18 protein-coding genes, 1 tRNA gene and 1 pseudogene are annotated in these 17,711 nt (G+C 63.8%); 12 read left to right on the top strand and 8 right to left on the bottom strand.

The window, feature by feature from the left end; all coding sequences use genetic code 11:
* Positions 1–16 precede the first annotated feature (16 nt).
* Both argE and apaG read right to left on the bottom strand, forming a co-directional pair.
* Positions 17–1,189 carry an acetylornithine deacetylase gene (gene argE / locus KHP60_RS18340; RefSeq protein ID WP_213565768.1) on the bottom strand — a complete coding sequence of 391 codons (1,173 nt, stop codon included), beginning with the start codon at positions 1,187–1,189 and terminating at the stop codon, positions 17–19.
* Between the two features lie 8 nt (positions 1,190–1,197).
* Positions 1,198–1,590 carry a Co2+/Mg2+ efflux protein ApaG gene (apaG, locus tag KHP60_RS18335; RefSeq protein ID WP_213565767.1) on the bottom strand — a complete coding sequence of 131 codons (393 nt, stop codon included), beginning with the start codon at positions 1,588–1,590 and terminating at the stop codon, positions 1,198–1,200.
* Between the two features lie 204 nt (positions 1,591–1,794).
* Here apaG and KHP60_RS18330 point away from each other — a divergent pair, with 204 nt between their 5' ends.
* Positions 1,795–2,886 (top strand): 2'-deoxycytidine 5'-triphosphate deaminase, encoded by a 1,092-nt coding sequence (locus KHP60_RS18330; protein WP_213565766.1) that lies wholly within the window; start codon positions 1,795–1,797, stop codon positions 2,884–2,886.
* A 66-nt stretch (positions 2,887–2,952) separates the two neighbouring features.
* Positions 2,953–3,027: transfer RNA gene (locus tag KHP60_RS18325), tRNA-Gly, on the top strand.
* 154 nt (positions 3,028–3,181) lie between these two features.
* On the opposite strand, the gene KHP60_RS18320 is transcribed toward KHP60_RS18325, so the two are convergent.
* Positions 3,182–3,601 (bottom strand): hypothetical protein, encoded by a 420-nt coding sequence (locus tag KHP60_RS18320; RefSeq protein WP_213565765.1) that lies wholly within the window; start codon positions 3,599–3,601, stop codon positions 3,182–3,184.
* A gap of 224 nt (positions 3,602–3,825) precedes the next feature.
* Here KHP60_RS18320 and KHP60_RS18315 point away from each other — a divergent pair, with 224 nt between their 5' ends.
* Together KHP60_RS18315 and KHP60_RS18310 are read left to right on the top strand one after the other, a co-directional pair.
* Positions 3,826–4,038 (top strand): type II toxin-antitoxin system ParD family antitoxin, encoded by a 213-nt coding sequence (locus tag KHP60_RS18315; protein WP_213565764.1) that lies wholly within the window; start codon positions 3,826–3,828, stop codon positions 4,036–4,038.
* Positions 4,013–5,872, top strand: a complete 1,860-nt coding sequence (locus KHP60_RS18310; RefSeq protein WP_213565763.1) for a PAS domain-containing sensor histidine kinase — start codon at positions 4,013–4,015, stop codon at positions 5,870–5,872. The genes KHP60_RS18315 and KHP60_RS18310 overlap by 26 nt, the downstream gene beginning before the upstream one ends.
* Here KHP60_RS18310 and KHP60_RS25540 read toward each other — a convergent pair.
* The gene (locus tag KHP60_RS25540) at positions 5,802–6,230 is read right to left on the bottom strand and encodes a DUF1275 family protein (RefSeq protein WP_283770722.1); all 429 of its coding nucleotides are present in this window, start codon (positions 6,228–6,230) and stop codon (positions 5,802–5,804) included. The two genes, KHP60_RS18310 and KHP60_RS25540, sit on opposite strands and share 71 nt — an antisense overlap.
* A gap of 597 nt (positions 6,231–6,827) precedes the next feature.
* Between KHP60_RS25540 and KHP60_RS18300 the strand changes: the two genes are divergently transcribed.
* The 7 genes from KHP60_RS18300 to KHP60_RS18270 all read left to right on the top strand — a co-directional run bounded on the left by KHP60_RS18300 (position 6,828) and on the right by KHP60_RS18270 (position 12,841).
* The gene (locus tag KHP60_RS18300) at positions 6,828–8,006 is read left to right on the top strand and encodes a cell surface protein (protein WP_213565762.1); all 1,179 of its coding nucleotides are present in this window, start codon (positions 6,828–6,830) and stop codon (positions 8,004–8,006) included.
* Entirely contained in the window at positions 7,999–8,982 is a 984-nt protein-coding gene (locus KHP60_RS18295) for a DUF6384 family protein (protein ID WP_213565761.1), read from the top strand. The genes KHP60_RS18300 and KHP60_RS18295 overlap by 8 nt, the downstream gene beginning before the upstream one ends.
* Positions 8,983–8,986: 4 nt before the next feature.
* Positions 8,987–10,378: a hypothetical protein gene (locus KHP60_RS18290; protein WP_213565760.1), complete on the top strand. Its 1,392-nt coding sequence runs from the start codon at positions 8,987–8,989 to the stop codon at positions 10,376–10,378.
* 99 nt (positions 10,379–10,477) lie between these two features.
* On the top strand, positions 10,478–10,915 hold the full coding sequence (locus tag KHP60_RS18285) for a hypothetical protein (RefSeq protein ID WP_213565759.1): 438 nt from the start codon (positions 10,478–10,480) through the stop codon (positions 10,913–10,915).
* Between the two features lie 207 nt (positions 10,916–11,122).
* Positions 11,123–11,959, top strand: coding sequence for a universal stress protein (locus KHP60_RS18280; RefSeq protein ID WP_213565758.1), 837 nt, complete (start codon positions 11,123–11,125; stop codon positions 11,957–11,959).
* A gap of 160 nt (positions 11,960–12,119) precedes the next feature.
* Positions 12,120–12,512, top strand: a complete 393-nt coding sequence (locus KHP60_RS18275) for a hypothetical protein (RefSeq protein ID WP_213565757.1) — start codon at positions 12,120–12,122, stop codon at positions 12,510–12,512.
* A gap of 11 nt (positions 12,513–12,523) precedes the next feature.
* Positions 12,524–12,841, top strand: coding sequence for a c-type cytochrome (locus KHP60_RS18270; RefSeq protein WP_409366298.1), 318 nt, complete (start codon positions 12,524–12,526; stop codon positions 12,839–12,841).
* Between the two features lie 55 nt (positions 12,842–12,896).
* Here the strand turns inward: KHP60_RS18270 and KHP60_RS18265 are convergent, their stop codons facing one another.
* From KHP60_RS18265 to KHP60_RS18250, 4 genes and pseudogenes are all read right to left on the bottom strand, one after another.
* The gene (locus tag KHP60_RS18265; protein WP_311925187.1) at positions 12,897–13,652 is read right to left on the bottom strand and encodes an SURF1 family protein; all 756 of its coding nucleotides are present in this window, start codon (positions 13,650–13,652) and stop codon (positions 12,897–12,899) included.
* Positions 13,649–14,056 (bottom strand): cytochrome o ubiquinol oxidase subunit IV, encoded by a 408-nt coding sequence (gene cyoD, locus KHP60_RS18260; RefSeq protein WP_213565754.1) that lies wholly within the window; start codon positions 14,054–14,056, stop codon positions 13,649–13,651. The genes KHP60_RS18265 and cyoD overlap by 4 nt, the downstream gene beginning before the upstream one ends.
* Positions 14,053–14,679, bottom strand: coding sequence for a cytochrome o ubiquinol oxidase subunit III (cyoC, locus tag KHP60_RS18255; RefSeq protein ID WP_213565753.1), 627 nt, complete (start codon positions 14,677–14,679; stop codon positions 14,053–14,055). The genes cyoD and cyoC overlap by 4 nt, the downstream gene beginning before the upstream one ends.
* 4 nt (positions 14,680–14,683) lie before the next feature.
* Positions 14,684–15,544, bottom strand: a pseudogene (locus KHP60_RS18250) (cbb3-type cytochrome c oxidase subunit I); the annotation flags it as partial.
* 310 nt (positions 15,545–15,854) lie between these two features.
* On the opposite strand from KHP60_RS18250, the gene aqpZ reads away from it, so the two are divergent.
* The gene (gene aqpZ / locus KHP60_RS18245; protein WP_213565752.1) at positions 15,855–16,598 is read left to right on the top strand and encodes an aquaporin Z; all 744 of its coding nucleotides are present in this window, start codon (positions 15,855–15,857) and stop codon (positions 16,596–16,598) included.
* Positions 16,599–17,711 lie beyond the last annotated feature (1,113 nt).

Genomic DNA, 17,711 nt, shown 5'->3' with positions numbered 1-17,711 from the left:
CTAAGACGTGACGGCGTCACGAACGCGCACAGGTCGCCGCGAGCCGCCGCATGAACGCCATGCCGGCCTCGAGCTGTTCCAGGGTAATGTACTCGTCAGGCTGATGAGCCTGATTGATCGAGCCGGGTCCGCAGACGACGGTGGGAATCCCGGCGGCCTGGTAATGGCCTGCCTCTGTGCCGAAGGGCACGGTCTGCGTGTGGTTCTTGCCGGCAAGGCGCAGGGCCAGAACTTCCGCCGCCGAGCCCGGATCCGGTGCGAGGCCCGGCACGTCGGCGTGTAGGACGGTCTCGATCCGTCCGAACTCGCCGAAGCGGTTGAGCCGTTTGAGAGCCACCTCCCCGACGAACCGGTCGAGACGATCGGGGATCTCCTGCGGATCGAGGCTCGGCAGGCCGCGGAACTCCCAATGGAAGGTGCAGGTCTTCGACAGGATGTTGCGCGCCGTGCCCCCTGAGATCGTTCCCACATGCACCGTCGTGTAGGGCGGATCGAAGCGCCCGCTGGAGTCGCCGCGCTCCATCATGTCGTCGCCGATGCGGTTCAGCTCCGCGATCAGTTCAGCCGCCGTCATGACGGCGCTGGCGCCGAGATAGGGCTTCGACGAATGCGCCTCGAAACCATGCACCGTGGTGGAGAAGGTCACGACGCTTTTGTGCGCATCCACCACCTCCAGCATCGTCGGCTCGCCGACGATGGCGGCATTCGGCAGAGGCAGATCGTGTCCGAGGCGGCGGATGGTGTCGACGACGCCGAGGCAGGTCGTTTCCTCGTCGTAGGAGAGCATGATGTGGATCGGCGTCGTGAGATGGGCGGCTTGGAATTCGGGCGCCATCGCAAGCGCCAGCGCGTCGAAAGCTTTCATGTCCACCGCACCGCGCCCATAGGCGCGTCCGTTCTCGACACGAAGGGTGAAGGGATCGGATGTCCAGGCCTGGCCCGTCACCGGCACCACGTCCGTGTGGCCGGAGAGCACGATCCCGCCTCGGTCCTGCGGGCCGATTGTGGCGTAGATGGCCGCCTTGTCGCCTGTCTCGTTCGGGACGCGCACATAAGGCACATTCCAGCTCTGCAGATAGCTTTCGACGAACTCGATCAGAGGCAGGTTCGACTTGGTACTTACGGTATCGAACGAGACCAGCTTCGCCAGCATGTCGAGCGGCGTCAGCCGTTGACCGTTAGGAGACATCGGGAACCTCAGTGCAGCACGCGATTGGTGCGGGGAATGTCGAGTGAGAAGGCGGGAATTTCGGCGTCGAAGGTTTCGCCGGTGGCGGTCTCCATCAGATAGGTCCCCTGCATGGTGCCGCTGGGCGTCGGCAGGGGGCAGCCGCTCGTATAGCTGAAGCTCTCGCCGGGACCCAGCACCGGCTCCTCTCCGACCACGCCGGCGCCGCGCACCTCCTGGGCCTGACCGTGCTCGTCGGTGATTGTCCAGTGACGGGCGCGGAGCTGGACCCGGTCCAGGCTCGTGTTGATGATCTCGACCGTATAGGCAAAGAAATAGCGGCCCTGCTGGGGCGAGGATTCTTCGGGCATGTAGCGGGGTGTCACCGTCACGCTGATGCCGCGGGTCACGGCCTTATACATGAGCTAGCCTCACGCCGGTCGAAGAGTTCCATGAGCCCGTGGTACGGCGGCCTTCGAGCCTCGTCAATCGAGGAGGGAAGGGAGACCGACCCGCCAGCCGGAATTTTCCCATGGCAAGGAAAGCGATTGAGAATTCCGTAACAACCCTTACAGATACTGCCAGGCTCAACATCTCAATGAGGGCAGGCCCCTCGGAAGACGGATATGGTTACGTTGAAGGACGGGATCCAATCGGCAGATGCCATCATGCGCCTTGCTGAGGCTGGGGCCATCAGACCGGAGACGCCCTTCGCGTCCGATCAGGTCCAGCCGGCAAGCCTGGATCTGAGGCTGGGGCGCCGCGCCTATCGGGTCCGTGCCAGCTTCCTGCCAGGGCGCAATCACACGGTGCGCGACCGGCTCGACCAGTTGAGCTTCCATGAGATCGACCTGAGCATAGGGGCGATCCTGGAAACAGGCAGCGTCTATATCGCCGAATTGCAGGAGGAACTGGCTCTGCCGGAGGATCTGTCGGCTGCCGCGAACCCGAAGAGCTCGACCGGCCGCATCGACGTCTTCACCCGGGTCATCACCGATCGGAGCCAGGAATTCGACACCATCGGCGCCGGCTACCGCGGCCGTCTTTATGCCGAGATCTCACCGCGCACCTTCCCGGTGCTGGTCAGGACCGGCACGCGCCTGTCGCAGCTGCGTCTGCGCAAGGGCCACGTGCGCCTGAGCGATGCCGAACTCCAGGCGGTTCATGAGCGGGAGCGGGTCGTGACCTCGACTGAGCCGTCCATTCAGGACGGCGTCGCCGTGAGCGTGGATCTCTCGGGCTTCGGCCCCGACAACCTCATCGGCTACCGGGCCAAGCGCCATACGGGCCTGGTCGATGTGGACCGGCCCGGCTCCTGCCGCGTCGCCGATTTCTGGGAACCGCTCTATGCCGACGCCAGCAGGACCCTGATCCTGGATCCTGGCCAGTTCTATATCCTCGCCTCCAAGGAGGCGGTGCATGTGCCGCCGGATTACGCCGCCGAGATGGTGCCCTTCGATCCTCTCGTGGGTGAGTTCCGGGTCCACTATGCCGGCTTCTTCGATCCGGGCTTCGGCCACGCCGAAGCCGGAGGGGAGGGGGCCCGCGCGGTGCTCGAGGTGCGCTCCCGCGACGTTCCCTTCATCCTCGAGGACGGGCAGATCGTCGGGCGCCTCGTCTACGAGCGGATGGCAGAGCGCCCCAAGGTGCTCTACGGCGCGGGCGCCGGTTCGAACTACCAGGCGCAGGGTCTGAAGCTCTCCAAGCACTTCCGCTGAGCTTTCGCGCCACTTCAGTCGACCCCCTTGCCGGATCGCGACAAGGCCGGATATGAATAAGGGAACGCGGGCGTAGTTCAGAGGTAGAACGTCAGCTTCCCAAGCTGAATGTCGTGGGTTCGATTCCCATCGCCCGCTCCAATAAACCCCTGCAGTTGCAGGGGTTTTTCATTTTTGCGGGATCTTCCAGGACTGGGAAGGCACGGGAACAAAGCAGGCTTGTTGGATGTTTCGGTGCACGTCGGTCCCGTACACGTCCAATGGAATCAGTCGATGTTCGTCTTCTCGACGTCTGTCAGGCCGCCCGATTGAACAGCCGTCGCCAGCCCTGCTTCTGGGGCTCTGGTTGGACTTCCGCCTCGACCTGCGTCTCAAGCAGCAGATCAGGCTCCTCGGCGATTTCCACGGGCTCTGTCTGAGGCGTGTGATCCGCCTCGGCTCCGGACACAGCCTCAATCACCGGCTCTGCGGCGGTCTCCAAGACTTCGATCCGCCCCTCGAAATCGTCTTCCTTCACGTAGGCGATGATATACGGCAGGCTCCGAGGGGTGGAGATCTCGTGTCCCAGGACGACTTCCCGGGTAGTTTGGAGCGAAAAACCCAGTCCTCGGAAAGTGCTGATCTCGTTGCGGTCTACGATACCTTCAACAAAGCTGCGCGTAGACTTTGGAGGATAGAAATGCACGCGGACCTTATCGCCAACTAACAATTTCATCTACTTACCTTTTCTTCTTGTTGGGCAGAGAAGAGTTTGAATGCGACCAGCCTACCCGCAAATCGTACTTTTGTTGGGCAGGCCCATCCGCATGGCGGCCGCCCCTGCAAGACGAGGAACCTCAACCGGCGCAGAGGTGCGGAACGGCCGGGTTGATACTTGTTCCCCTTGCGGTAGGTCCTATAAGGGTATGAACCTTCACGACCCTGACAGGACGCCCTCCCGTGCCCGCCAAGTTCGTTCGCAGCGTGTCGCTCACGCGGGAACTGACCGCGTTCATCGACCAGAAGATCGCAACTGGCCATTACTGCAGCGCCAGCGAGGTCGTCCGGGCCGCTCTGCGCCTGTTGGCGGAACAGGAGCGCCGCATGGAACCCAGCAGCCATCACCGGCAGAAAAAGAACAGACCCGATGGACAAGAAGTCACTTCCGCCTAGCCCTGACTTCCCAGGTGGCGGCGAAATGGGCGCGCTCATCGGCGTCTACGACTGGTCGGCGACCAGCTTGGGGCCAATCTCCGACTGGCCGCCAAGTCTCATGTCCGCTGTCAGTCTCATGCTGCCCGCGAAGGCACAGATCGTGCTTTTTTGGGGGCCGGAATTCATCGCGCTCTACAACGACGCCTACGCACAGGTGATCGGTAACAAGCATCCGAGGGCACTCGGACGCCCGGCGCGGGAGAACTGGAGCGAACTCTGGGACGATCTCGAGCCGCTGCTCCAGGGTGTCCTCAGCACGGGCGAGACGGTCACCGCCAGTGATCGGCCCTTCTACATCGAGCGGCACAGCTATCCTGAGGAGGTGTACTTCGACATCTCCTACTCCCCGGTTCGCAGCAAGGCAGGCGCGGTGGCGGGCGTCCTGTGCATCGTCAGCGAGACGACGGAGCGCGTCCTGGCTCAACAGGCGCTGGCGAAAACCCAGGAGCGCTTATCTCATGCTCTGAGCGCGTCGGGGATGATCGGTACTTTCGATTGGTACATTCCATCCGATACGCTCTACTCGGACGCACGGTTTGCGACGATGTTCTCCCTGGACCCCGAGAAGGGCGAGAAGGGGGCGCCGATTGCCGACTATCTCGCCGGCATCCATCCCGACGACCGGGATCGGATTGCTAGTGCGGTTGATCGGACTATCGCAACAGGCGAGAAATACGTTCAGGAGTACCGCCTCCTGCGCCGGGACGGTACGGTCCACTGGATCGAAGCGCGCGGTGGATGCATCTACGACGAGGCCGGCAAGCCGTTGCGATTTGCCGGTGCCGGGGTTGACATCACCGAGCGCAAGCAGGCCGGCGAGCTCGGACAGTGGCTGGCGGCGATCATCGAGTCGTCGGACGATGCGATCATCAGCAAGAACCTGAACGGCATCATCACGAGTTGGAACCGGGGAGCGGAACGGCTCTTCGGCTACCGGACCGAAGAGGTGGTCGGGCAGCCGGTCACCGTCCTGATCCCCGAGGACCGGCAAGACGAGGAGCCGAGAATCCTCGAACGTCTCCGCCGGGGCGAGCGCGTCGATCACTTCGAGACCGTCCGCCAGCGCAAGGACGGCAGTTTGATCGAGATATCGCTGACGATCTCGCCGGTTAGAGATGCTCAGGGCGTGATCGCCGGTGCCTCCAAGATCGCGCGCGACATCACCGACCAGAAGCGGGCGGAGCGCCTCCAACAGACCCTGGTGCACGAGCTGAACCACCGGGTGAAGAATACGCTGGCGACGGTGCAGGCCATCGCGCGGCAGAGCTTCCGCAGCGGTCCCTTGGACAGCAGGGCGCGGGAGACATTTGAGGCGCGCCTGCAAGCGTTGTCCCGTGCCCATGATCTGCTCACCCGCGAGAACTGGGACGGGACCGACATGGCGACTGTCGTTGGCCAAGTTCTTGCACCCTACCAGCGCCAACGCTTCGAGATCGGCGGGCCAGAGCTGCGATTGACCCCACGGGTGGCCCTGGCATTGACCCTGGCGCTGCATGAGCTGGCGACGAATGCTGCCAAGTATGGCGCGCTCTCCGTCCCGACAGGGAGGGTGGCGATCACGTGGACAGTCAGGCCCGGCGATCCGCCGCACCTTGCCTTGCGCTGGCAGGAGCGTGGCGGCCCTCCTGTATCGCCGCCCAGCCAGAAGGGTTTTGGATCACGCCTGATCGAACGCAGTCTGGCGCTGGAACTCGCGGGCGAGGTCCATATCAGCTACGAGCCTAACGGGGTTCTGTGCGACATAAGTGCGCCGTTGCCTGCCGCATGGAAAAACGGTGTCGAGGCAGCGTGAAGACGCCGTAAGCCTCACGGCTGCGCATGAGCAGTTCCGATAGACTTTGCAAGCGCGGCTTCGGATGCCCTGCATGGGCCAAGGGCATTGCCGAACGGGTGATCCCTCTGTTCCAGTCGACGCGCTTTCTCCCCTCAATCCTGGCATCGGTGATCATGCCTATCGTATGGATCATGCGGATACGAGCGCCGGAAATCTTGGTCATGGTGGCGTTCTGCTGCCCCATGATGAAGCAGAGCAGGAGCATGGCCTCTCGGTTGGACTCGAGTGAATGAGCCACCGCATTGACAGCAACTGCCAAAAACGTGAGACCGTCCCGAGTTGAGATCACAGAAAAAGAAAGCGCCCACCGTCTCAGGGAGCGCTCTAAAGTCCGACCCGTAGGGGCATAAAAGGCCGGTCGGATTCCTATAACGTGCCCACACCCCTTCTGTCTGTCGGGTAGATGACAGTTCTAGGGTGAAATCCTCCATTCTGACTATAAAGCGGAAAGATTATCGGGCCTTTGAAGCTCGTCAGGGTCTTTGAAGGCCGTGGAAGATGAAGAGGCCGCGTGTCACGAGAGACAAGCTTGACACAATAGCCAAGGCAAAAGGCGTTCTTAATCTCCTGCTTGGCGAGGAGGCCCTGAATAGCCTCGAGGTTCTGCGGCTTTCGATCGTCGGGCTGCATGCTTTGCCGATTGATGAATGGTGGACTCGGCGATGTTGCCGTTGAACTCAGGAACTTTGTCTCTACGGCGAAGTCTTGCTTCCAACCATGGCTAAAGAATTTCTCGCGAGATGTCGGGAACCGCGTTCCTTGGCTCGGAAGAGACCTCCCGGACGAACCATATGGGGAACCCTCGTTCACATTGGACATTAGCCCGCTGTGCTTTCACCACCGCAACAGGCCAAGCGCAGCATTTCCGTTCGCCCGGATGTCCGAAACGCTGCGCGTGATCGGAAGAGACGCCATGTCTGACATCGTCGTAAAAAGCCCCATGCAGTATCTCGACAGGGCTACATCGGCCCTGCGCGACCTTGGCATCATCCCGCCGCAAGCCATGGACGCTCCCATCAACGGCCTTCTGGAGAAGATCTCGGACCTGGATCAGGACCGGATCGTGATCATCGCCCGTACCCTGGGCCAGACCAGCGTGTTCAACGAGGTCGTCCGCGAGCAGACCCAGGCGATGGAGATCGGCGAGCGCTACCGCCAGATCACGGAAGCCTTCAATTCCATCCGCGACGACACGAAAAAGATGGTCGACCAGCTCGATGACCAGAAGATCGACTTCTTCGAACGGATCAACAATGTCTGGATGAAGCTTTCCCGGGGCGACGTCGCGGACCGCTTTGACGAGATCAAGGAGATCTACCTCGATGTGACCCAGTCGACGAAGGATCAAATTCAGCGTGAGCAGATCATCCTCGACGCCTACCGTGATTTCCGCGGCGCCCTCAAGCACGCCGAGGTGATGGCCCTGGAGGTGCTTCGGACCGCGGAGCGGAAGCTGGAGGCTGCCAAGGCGGATCTGCAGAGGTCGTCCGATGCCGTCGGTACCTTCAAGGGCGCCGAGGTGGCCGATCGCGCCCGGCTCGAGCTCGCCCGCGACGAACAGTTGCGCCGAACGCAGGACGAGGAGAAGCGCTATCAGATCGCCAAGGACCTCTCGGACAACCTGACGGTCAGCTACAACACCTCCGAGGTCATCATGGCGCGGCTGATGCAGATGACGAATGCCAAGGAGCGTGTCTATGCCCAGGCCGTGACCTTCTTCTCGACCAATGATTCCGTGTTCACGGCACTGAAGGCCTCCTTCACCGGCATGTTCGGCCTGAACGAGTCGACCCAGACCCTGAACGAGATGAAGGAGGGGGTCTCCCGCAGCCTGGAGGTGCTGGCCGAGATAGGCGACCAGGTCGGCGAGGCAGCCGTGAAGGCAGGTTACGGCCCCACGATCCGGGCAGACGCGGTCAGGAAGCTCGTGGATTCCGTGATCACGTTCCAGGAGCGCTCCCAGGAGATCATCGGCGAGATGCGCCGGCTCGCGACGCAGAACTCGGCCGAAATCCGCGATGCGGTCGAGGACGGCAAACGGCGCATCGCACGCCTCGTGGCAGAAGGACAGGCCCTGCCGGCCAATGGCTGAGATGGTCGCCAGGACGCTCGCGGGCCCTCCGGACAAGCCATCTCAGAGCCTCGACGAGGTGATGCTCGCGATGGACGTGGTGGACACGCTCCGCCATCAGGAGAACCTTGTCAGCCGTGAGCTCAGCGAGGAAGATCGCGACGCCCAGCTTTTGCAGCGTTTGCGCGATATCTACCACGGACAGGGAATCGAGGTTCCCGACCGGATCCTGCAGGAGGGCGTACAGGCCCTCAAGGAGCATCGCTTCGTCTACACCCCGCCCGGCCCGAGCTTCGCCCGCACGGTCGCACGGGCATGGGTCAATCGCGGGCGGATCGGTCGTCGCCTCCTCGCTGCCCTGGCGCTTCTTGGTCTCGGCTGGGGTGCCTATCAGTTCGGCGTGGTCGAGCCCGCCCGGCAGCGGGCCGCCCAGGAGCAGGCTCAAGAACAGCGCAACCGGATCGAGCTGGCCGAGAGGCTGCCAGCCGCCCTGGAGCAGGGGCATGAGGACGTGCTGCGGGAGGCGCAGGTGCCGGCGGCGCGCGAACGGGCAGATCGGCTCCTGGCGGACGGAAAGGCAGCCGTTGCCCGCAGCGACGGCGAAGGGGCTCGGCAGGCCATCAATGACCTGGAGGTTCTGCGCGCGGATCTGCGGCGCGAATACGTCCTGCGTATCGTCTCGCGGCCGGGCGAACCAACGGGGGTCTGGCGCGTGCCGGAGCGCAACCCAGCCGGCCGGAACTACTACCTGATCGTGGAGGCGGTAGCCCCCGATGGACGCATCCTCAGCCTGCCGGTCACCAGCGAGGAGGACGGCCGGACCGTGACGGCATCGAAGTGGGGGATACGCGTGAGCGAGGACGTGGCCATGCAGGTGCAGCGGGACAGGAACGACGACGGCATCGTGCAGCGCAACCGTCTCGGTGAGAAACGCCGCGGCCAGCTCGACGTGAGCTACCTGATGCCGGTTCTCGGCGGCACGATCACGCAATGGTAGGGCCATGATATCGGGACGGCACGCGCTCGCGCAGATCGAGCAGTTCATCGAGAAGGCCCGTCAGCAGGAGGCGCAATGCGGGCGAGCCTATGCCACCGTAACCGAGGAGGTCGGTCGCCTGCGAATTGAGCGCACGGAACGCTTCCGTGAGCTGGCGCGGCTGAAGCTGGATGCCATCAGGCAGGAACAGGTTGTCGGCCAGCTGGATGCTGCCGAACGCCAGGCCATGAACCTGCTCAGCAGCCGCCAGGAGGCCCTGCGGCAGCTGACCGAGCGGCGCCGACAGGCAGAGGAGCGCGTGCGCCAGGCGGAAGCGGGGCGGCAGGCCGCAGTCGACGTTCTGGAGCGGGCCCTGGCCGATGTCGAGACGACCCGCAAGAATGTCGAGGCCAGGATCAGCGCCAATGCCGACTGGGTCATGGCCCGGGCCCGGGTCGGTGAGCTCACCGGACAGGCGCAGCAGGCGGAGCAGAAGGCCGTGCAGGCTGAAACGGATCGGGACGAGAAGCGCCGCCCCTACGAGGACGACCCCTTGTTCATGTATCTGTGGAAGCGGAAGTTCGGCACTGCCGCCTATCGGGTCGGCCCCTTCACCCGCACCATGGACCGCCTGGTGGCGCGTGTCGTCGGCTATGACAAGGCACGGGCCAATTACGGCCTGCTCAACGAGATCCCGGAGCGCCTGCGCGAGCATTCCCGCCGGCTGATCGACGAGTTGAGGGATGCCCGGGACAGGCTGACGGCCCTGGAGCGCACGGCGCTCGTGGAGGCCGGGATCGAAGCCGCCGAGGCTGCTGCGGCGAAGACGCGGGACGCCGTGGCGGAGGCCGACGGCAGGCTCGCCGAGGCAAGGGATGCGCTCGCCATGCTCGACCGCACCTACGACGTCTCGGTCCTGGAGGGGGACGCCCCGTACCGCGAGGGCGTGGAGGTCCTGGCCGCCGCCGACCAGCGCGAAGACCTCGACCAGCTCTACCAGGAGGCGCTGCGCACCCCGACGCCGCGCGATGAGGAGATCGTGCGCCGCATTCAGGCCACCGACGTGATGATCAACCGGGCGCTGCGCCAGGCGGTGGATGCCCACCGTCAGCTCAAGGAGGTCGCCCAGCGGCGGGCGATGATCGAACATGAATGGGAGGAGTTGCGAAGCCAGGGATACGACACCCCATATGGAACCTTCGGTAACGAGGCCGCCCTCGGCAACGTGCTGGGCGGCGTTCTCACGGGTGCAATCGGCGGGGCCATCCTAGGACAGGTTCTGCGCGGCGGCTTCCACCATGGGCCGAGCCCGTGGGATTCCGGTTTTGGCGGCGGATTGCCCATTCCGCCTCCGGACGGTTTCGGCACCGGCGGGTCCTTCGGTGGCGGGGGCTTCAGGACTGGCGGATCATTCTGATCGGGTGGGTGCGGCTACCCGGCGGAGCGGCCTGTTGGGGAATGGTGCTAGAATTCCCTTCAATGAGGGTTCGGCTGACATTTCCGATGGAGCTGTAGCATGGGCGACCAGTGGCAGTACCAACTGCGGATCTATCTGGCTGATGAGCTCGCTGAGGTGGCCCGCGGTGATTCCGCCGCCGCCGCACTCGGGCCCTTGCCCGCCGTGCTGGAAAAGCACGGCGCGACCATGAAATGCCAGCTCGACGCCTTTGCAGATTATGTGACGGAGGCCGAGGCGCATGGGGTCGGGGGCTACCCTCTCTATGAGTGGACGAAGGCTACGATCGAGGATCCCGTGAAGAGGGCAAAGCACCTCAGGTCATTCGCCCTCCACATCAACGGTGAGCCCGTGTATCCAAAGCAGGAAGCAGACGGCCTCGAGGCTGATCTGCACCCTGTGGTGGATGGCATATCCATCCTGCGGATCTCGCGACATGACACGAATCCGGCGAACAACCCGCAGGTGCCCGAACGCTTTCATAAGCCGCAAGGGTAATTGGCTTCCGCAGCCGGGACGGCGCTCTGCAATGGTCGCCGCATCCGGCATGGCGCTCGAGCGGGTTCTCCAGGGCGGAAAGCGGGCGCATCCGCATTCGCGCGGCGTTTTGCGCTGGATCAAGGCATCCGTCCTGATCCGTCTGCATCATGATCGAACTCGAAGGTCCGGCGCCTGCGTTCCCCGGCCGGGCAGCAGGAGATAACGATGATCAAGGACCTGATGGTGCATCTGGATGGAAGTCCCGAGGACGAGGTCCGGCTGGAATACGCCCAGGCCATCACGTCCGGCATGCCGGTTCACCTGGTCGGCGCCTTTACCAATCTCCTTCCCGAACTCTCGATGGCCATGCCCTTCGATGGCGGTGCCGCCGCCGTCGTGCAGGTCGTGATGGAACTCGAGCAGCAGGCCCGCAAGGACGGCGATGCTGTCGCCAGGCGCCTGGCAGACAGGCTCGGCGGGCGTGGGGCGCCGACCGAGCTGCTCCGCTTCGACGAAACCTTAGGATCGATGTCGATCACGGTGGCAGAGCGGGCCCGCTACGCCGACCTCTTCGTTGCCACCCGTCCCTATGGCGCAGGCGACCCCCCCATGTGGCTGGACCTGGTCGAGTCCGTTCTCTTCGGCAGCGGACGGGGTCTCCTGGTCGTCCCGCCGGGCTACCGTCAGTCGGGATCCGTTCGGACGGTTCTGCTGGCCTGGAACGGCAGCCGCGAGGCCGCCCGCGCCTTGGGCGAAGGGCTTGGTTTCATCCAGGATGCCGACCGCACTGCCGTACTCATGATCGATCCCAAGGCCGACGGCAGGATGGGCCAGGCCATCGAACGGCATCTCGCCCGCCACGGCGTAACGGCGGAGATCGTCCCGGTCGAGAGTCAGGGACGTCGGGTTGCGGATGTGGTGCTCGACGAGGCTCGCCGGATTTCCGCCGATCTCGTCGGCATGGGAGGCTACGGCCATACCCGCCTGCGGGAACAGGTCTTCGGCGGCGCGACCCTGGACATGCTGACGATCGCGGATCGCCCCATCCTCCTGGCGCACTGACCGCGACTTGCTCCTGCCAGGGGCAAGCGCGCACAACCATGGAAGTCTCCGCTCAGGCCGTTCCCTGTTGATCAGGATCAAGGCGGCAGAGCGAGTGTCTCCTAAGCTCTGCCACAATGGCATGTCCTGGTAGAGACGCGGCCGTTTTCGGGAGAGATCCATGCTCCATCACATCACGCTCCATCTGGCCCGCAGCAAGCAGTTTCCGGAGGGCAGCCCGCGCTACGGCTACGAGATCACCGCGCCGCTCGACGGGCAGGGCCATCTCGATCAGGAAGAATGGTCCGACAAACGGGCTTACTGCCGGGTCCGCCGCTTCTGGGCCAATGAGGGCGAGCGGCGGGGTGCTCTCGTCCATCGGCCAGGTGGGGCTGGTGGAGCGACCTGGATGATCCACTACAACCAAGGCCGTCCCGGCGACGAGGAGGCGGGATATCACCTGCATCAGCATCGGTTCATTGAGGGCGAGTACGTCACGATCGAGGACGATGACGGGAAGCCCTACACGTTTCAGGTCGTCTCCGTAAAACGGGCTGAGCCCGTTCGAGAATAGGAGAACCGATGATGAGGCGGCTCACTCTTCTCGGCCTCGCCCTCGCATGCGCCTCGTCGGCCGCCATGGCTCAATCGGGCCGGGTACAGCGCGGACAGGTGTTTGCGCAGACGAACTGCTCCCAATGCCATGCCATCGGCCGTGTCGGCGAGAGTCCCGTTCCCGAGGCGCCACCCTTCCGCACCCTGCATACTCGCTATCCCATTGAAAGCCTGGCCGAGGCTTTCGCGGAAGGTATCACGACAGGCCATCCCTCCATGCCCCAGTTCCAGCTCGATCCTGCTCAGATCAACGATCTGCTCGCCTATCTCGACTCCATCCAGGGCTAGGTCTGTCGGCTCGGCCATGGCCCTGAAGTCCGACACGAGACGGCAGCGTTGTATGTCATGAGCCGTGCGGGTCTGTCTGGCGCGCTCCGATCCAGTCGGAGCGCAACCTGTCCAGGTTGACGAAGATCGCCCCCGCCGCGGCCATCAGGGCGAGGGCGCCCCAGGTAAGCGCGTAAACGAGATGGTTGTTGGAAAAGGCGATCACCGTCAGTCCTGCGACCGGCAGGCCGCTTTCCCCCAGCATGCGCTCGGCATCGATGAAGTAGGGCGCGACCTTGTCCAGGCCGCGCGTTGCGGCGATCGCAGCCACGTCGCGGGAGAACCAGCGGTTGGACGAGGGATCGTTCGCACGCAAAAAGGCGCCGCCCGGCTCGGACATGCGCAGCAGCCCGATCACGGTGACGGGCTCCGGGTTTCGCGGCCGCCAGGAGGCCGGGTCGCGCCCGTTCCCGGGAACGAAGCCGCGGTTGACCAGAACCGTCGTCCCGTCATTCCGGGCTAAAGGCGTCATGACCCAATATCCGCCACCCAATTCCGTGACGGCCTGGACGAGAGTCGAGCGATCCTCAAGCCAATCGCCCGCCGCAACGACGCGGCGGTACTCGTCCGAAGCGGCCGAGATACCAGTCCAGCTTCCCGGCCCCGGCGCAGGAATCGGAGCCGCATGGACCCGCGCCTCCACGCGCGCGATCAGGTCGAGCTTATAGGCGCGGCGATGGATCTGCCAGACGGCGAGTGCAGCGAGACAGGCCACAAGCACGATCGCCACGAGATTGAAGGCAATCAGCGCGGCGATTTTTCTGCGCGTCACGGCTTTTGCAGCGCCTCGTGCGGCGACATCGGCATCATGTTCTGGTCCATGTGGTACATGACCCATATCGACCCAACCAGCGTGATGACGACGAGGGTGAGCGTGAACAGCAGGGCCAGGAAGGTCCAGCCGCCCTCCGACTTCGTGTTCATATGCAGGAAGTAGATCATGTGGACCACGATCTGCACCGCCGCCAATGCCATGATGACGATGCTGGTCATGAGCGTGTCGTTCAGGACGTCACCCATCACGAGCCAAAACGGAATGGCCGTGAGGATGACCGACAGGACGAAGCCGGTCATGTAGCTTCTGAACGTGCCCTGCGCGCCATGAGGATGCTCCCCGTGCCCCCCGCCGTGGCCTTGCGGCTTCGGGGCGAGCCCCGGCTCGGCGACTTCGCTCATCGCATGGCTCCCATCAGGTAAACGAAGGTGAACACGCCGATCCAGACCACGTCGAGGAAGTGCCAGAACATGGACAAGCACATGAGCCGGCGCTGGTTGGCCGCGATCAGCCCCCGCCGGCGCACCTGGATCATCAGCGTCACGAGCCAGACGATGCCGAACGTGACATGCAGTCCATGCGTCCCCACCAGCGCGAAGAAGGAGGAAAGGAAGGCGCTGCGCTGAGGGGTGACGCCTTCGCGGATCAGGTGCGTGAACTCGTAGAGTTCGATCGCGATGAAGGCCGCTCCGAACAGGCCTGTAACCGCAAGCCACTTCAGGGTCGGGCCGATCCTGTCCTTGTCCATCGCCAGCATGGCAAAGCCGTAGGTGATCGAGGACAGAAGGAGGAGGCCCGTATTGACGGCAACGAGCCGCAGATCGAACAGGTCGGCCCCCGACGGGCCCGCCGCATAGTTGCGGCCGAGCACGCCGAACGTGGCGAACAGGGCCGCGAAGATGAGGCAGTCGCTCATCAGATAGAGCCAGAAGCCGAACAGCGTGCCCCCGTCGCCGTGGGCATGCTCCTCCTGTTCGTAGAAGACGGGCGCCGTGGCACCGGGCGGCGGGGTCGTTTCATGCATCGGCTCAGCCTCCCCCTGCGAGTTGAGCCGCTCCTTGGCTCTCGATCCGGACGACGTCCTCGGCCGGAATGTAGTAGTCCCGGTCGTAGTTGAACGTGTGGATGATGGCGACCGCGAGGAGACCGACGAACGACAGGGCGGCCAGCCACCAGATGTACCAGACCAGGGCGAAGCCGAGTACGGTGCTGAGCCCGGCCAGGATCACGCCCGTGCCGGTGTTCCTGGGCATGTGGATCGGCCTGAAGCTTTGCATGGGCCGGTCGTGACCGCGCCTCTTCATGTCCCACCACGCATCGAGGTCGTGGACGACCGGCGTGAAGGCGAAGTTGTAGGGTGGGGGCGGCGAAGTGGTCGACCATTCGAGCGTGCGGCCGCCCCAGGGATCGCCGGTGAGGTCGCGCAGCTGCTCGCGACGGAAGAAGCTGACGACGAGTTGGACCACGAACGCCAGGATGCCGGCCATGATGATGAAGGCGCCGATCGCGGCGAGCGTCAGGAAGGGCTGCACGGCCGGATCGTCGAAATGCTGCGTCCGGCGCGTCACGCCCATCAGGCCGACAATGTAGATCGGCATGAACGTGACCCAGAAGCCGACCAGCCAGCACCAGAACGACGCCTTTCCCCAGAACGGATCGAGCTTGTAGCCGAAGGCCTTGGGGAACCAGTACTGGACGCCTGCGAGCAGCCCGAACACCACGCCGCCGATGATGACGTTATGGAAGTGGGCGACCAGGAACAGGCTGTTGTGTAGGACGAAGTCGGCGGGCGGCACCGCGAGCAGCACGCCGGTCAATCCGCCGATCACGAAGGTCGGGATGAAGCCCATCACCCAGATCATCGGCGTCTCGAACCGGATCTTCCCGCGCCCGGTACGGGTGCGGCGGGAGTGCGGCTCTATCGGCCCTTTCGCCCCCGTGTCCGGCTTTCCTGTTTGACGAATAGACGGATCCATCGACGTGGTCTTGCGAACGACCGTGTTCGGCGCTTCCCGGACCTTCGCTCGGTTCTGGCGTCTGGCCGGCCCAGTGCCGCTTTCCCACCGGGGCAGGAGGGCGTATCCTGTCGACAAAAGAAGATCTGCGTTCAGCCTGGGCTCCCGACGAGCCGCTTTTGATCGACAGCTTTGTCGACGTCTCTCCTGAACCGTTCGGTTGCATCAACCAAGGGAGGAGCCCATGAACAGCAGCACCATCCACAAATGCGCCGCCGAGGCGATCGGCACATTCTGGCTCACTTTCGCCGGGTGCGGCAGCGCCGTCATCGCGGCGGCCTTCCCGGAGGTCGGCATCGGCCTGCTCGGCGTCTCGCTGGCGTTCGGATTGTCGGTCCTGACCATGGCCTACGCCATCGGCCACATCTCGGGCTGCCACCTCAACCCGGCCGTGACCGTGGGCCTCTGGGCCGGAGGCCGCTTCCCGGCCAATTGCATTGGAACCTATGTGGCGTCGCAGGTCGTGGGCGCCATCGTCGCGGCGGCCGCCCTCTACACAATCGCCATCGGCTCGCCGACCTTCGACCTCGCCAAGGGGTTTGCCGCCAACGGGTATGGCGCGCACTCGCCCGGCCAGTACAGCATGATGTCCGGGTTCGTCGCCGAGGTGGTGCTCACCATGATGTTCCTGTTCATCATCATGGGGGCGACCCACGGCAAAGCTCCGGCGGGTTTCGCGCCCATCGCCATCGGGCTTGGCCTGACGCTCATCCACCTCGTCGGCATCCCGGTCACCAACACCTCCGTGAACCCGGCCCGCAGCACGGGTCCGGCGCTGTTCGTCGGGGGCTGGGCCCTGGCGCAGCTCTGGATGTTCTGGGTCGCGCCGCTGATCGGCGGAGCTCTCGGCGGGATGCTCTACCGCTGGCTCAGCGAAGAGCCCTCCGCGCAGGTGACCGGTGTCGCGCCTGCCGCCCCGGCGGAGTGAAGCCCGAAAGGCGCTCGCAAAGCGAGGCAGCCATGATCGCGCATGTCACGCGCCGCGAGGCCGGCGGCTGCCGGAGATGCGGCCCCTGTCCTGCGGTCATCCGAGTTCCGCCATTCATGTGGCGGGGCTTGAAGCTCAACTCGGGCTTTACGTCGTGACGACAGGCCGGATCGCGATGAGTGGAGCGGCTCGAACAGGGCGTGGTACAGCAGCGGGATCAAACCAGACCTTAGGATCAGGATCCGGAAATCGTCGGGAATGATGAGGGAGCAAGCATCGTTGCAGGAGAATTGAAGCATTGCCGGTGAGGGGAGGGGCCAGTCATCTGGCTTTCCAGGTCGAATGTCGCGGGTTCAATCCCCCCGTCCGCTCCATAACTTTCCTGGCGAGCATTCGTACGGGAGGCCGCTCCTCCAAGAGAGCAGGACGCTCCGGAGCCATTTGCCATCGGTCGAGCCCGCAGGTGTTGACAAACGATCCGGGAATCGACATATCCGCAGCCCCGCCGGAACTTGGTTCTGGCAAGCTTCACTCTCACACGACGCCAACGTTGCCGAGATCCACGGATCTCGGCGATCGTTCGGGTCCCGATCGCGATCTCCTTTGATCCCGATCAACGGCACGAGCCATGGAAGCCAGTATATGGCATCAACCCACGGCTCCTCTGACGACAATCGAGAAGCATTCGGATGAATTTAATCGATTCGAATGGCATCCACGCAGAGGCGAATACGCTTTTGCGAACGGCAAAGCTTGCCTGAATACTGAAGAAGAAGGCTGGGCACGCCGATTTCGAGAAATTTCTTCGAAATAGGTGTTGACCTAAGGAAGGGGTTCGGGTAGAACAACTTCATCGGCGGCGGGGTTGTTTGGTCCTTCTGCTTTCGGGGCTTCGGGGCCTGGTCATCCTGGCAAGGGATGGCGGGGGTGCTTGGGGTTCTTTTGTGTCTCTTGTGGGGCACCTGTTCTTTGACAAGTGAAGAGAGAAGAGAAGCGTAGGCGGCGGTGTCCTTGCGGATTGTCCTTCGGGGCGATCGAATGAGAACATCGACCGATGTCTATGCTTTGGTGAGTACACCGCTTCAGGGAAACCTGGAGAAGGATGGTACTCTG

Source organism: Microvirga sp. 3-52 (assembly GCF_018383585.1).
GTDB lineage: Bacteria > Pseudomonadota > Alphaproteobacteria > Rhizobiales > Beijerinckiaceae > Microvirga.
The sequence above is the reverse complement of the archived record's forward strand: the minus strand, read 5'-3'. Positions and strand labels throughout refer to the sequence as shown.

Excerpts from the sequence above, each read along its gene's own strand:
- KHP60_RS18310 (WP_213565763.1), top strand. The coding sequence starts at position 4,013 with ATGGACAAGAAGTCACTTCCGCCTAGCCCTGACTTCCCAGGTGGCGGC.
- apaG (WP_213565767.1), bottom strand. The coding sequence starts at position 1,590 with ATGTATAAGGCCGTGACCCGCGGCATCAGCGTGACGGTGACACCCCGC.
- cyoC (WP_213565753.1), bottom strand. The coding sequence starts at position 14,679 with ATGCATGAAACGACCCCGCCGCCCGGTGCCACGGCGCCCGTCTTCTAC.
- KHP60_RS18295 (WP_213565761.1), top strand. The coding sequence starts at position 7,999 with ATGGCTGAGATGGTCGCCAGGACGCTCGCGGGCCCTCCGGACAAGCCA.
- argE (WP_213565768.1), bottom strand. The coding sequence starts at position 1,189 with ATGTCTCCTAACGGTCAACGGCTGACGCCGCTCGACATGCTGGCGAAG.
- cyoD (WP_213565754.1), bottom strand. The coding sequence starts at position 14,056 with ATGAGCGAAGTCGCCGAGCCGGGGCTCGCCCCGAAGCCGCAAGGCCAC.
- KHP60_RS18280 (WP_213565758.1), top strand. The coding sequence starts at position 11,123 with ATGATCAAGGACCTGATGGTGCATCTGGATGGAAGTCCCGAGGACGAG.
- aqpZ (WP_213565752.1), top strand. The coding sequence starts at position 15,855 with ATGAACAGCAGCACCATCCACAAATGCGCCGCCGAGGCGATCGGCACA.
- KHP60_RS18285 (WP_213565759.1), top strand. The coding sequence starts at position 10,478 with ATGGGCGACCAGTGGCAGTACCAACTGCGGATCTATCTGGCTGATGAG.
- KHP60_RS18320 (WP_213565765.1), bottom strand. The coding sequence starts at position 3,601 with ATGAAATTGTTAGTTGGCGATAAGGTCCGCGTGCATTTCTATCCTCCA.
- KHP60_RS18330 (WP_213565766.1), top strand. The coding sequence starts at position 1,795 with ATGGTTACGTTGAAGGACGGGATCCAATCGGCAGATGCCATCATGCGC.
- KHP60_RS18270 (WP_409366298.1), top strand. The coding sequence starts at position 12,524 with ATGAGGCGGCTCACTCTTCTCGGCCTCGCCCTCGCATGCGCCTCGTCG.
- KHP60_RS18290 (WP_213565760.1), top strand. The coding sequence starts at position 8,987 with ATGATATCGGGACGGCACGCGCTCGCGCAGATCGAGCAGTTCATCGAG.
- KHP60_RS18300 (WP_213565762.1), top strand. The coding sequence starts at position 6,828 with ATGTCTGACATCGTCGTAAAAAGCCCCATGCAGTATCTCGACAGGGCT.
- KHP60_RS18275 (WP_213565757.1), top strand. The coding sequence starts at position 12,120 with ATGCTCCATCACATCACGCTCCATCTGGCCCGCAGCAAGCAGTTTCCG.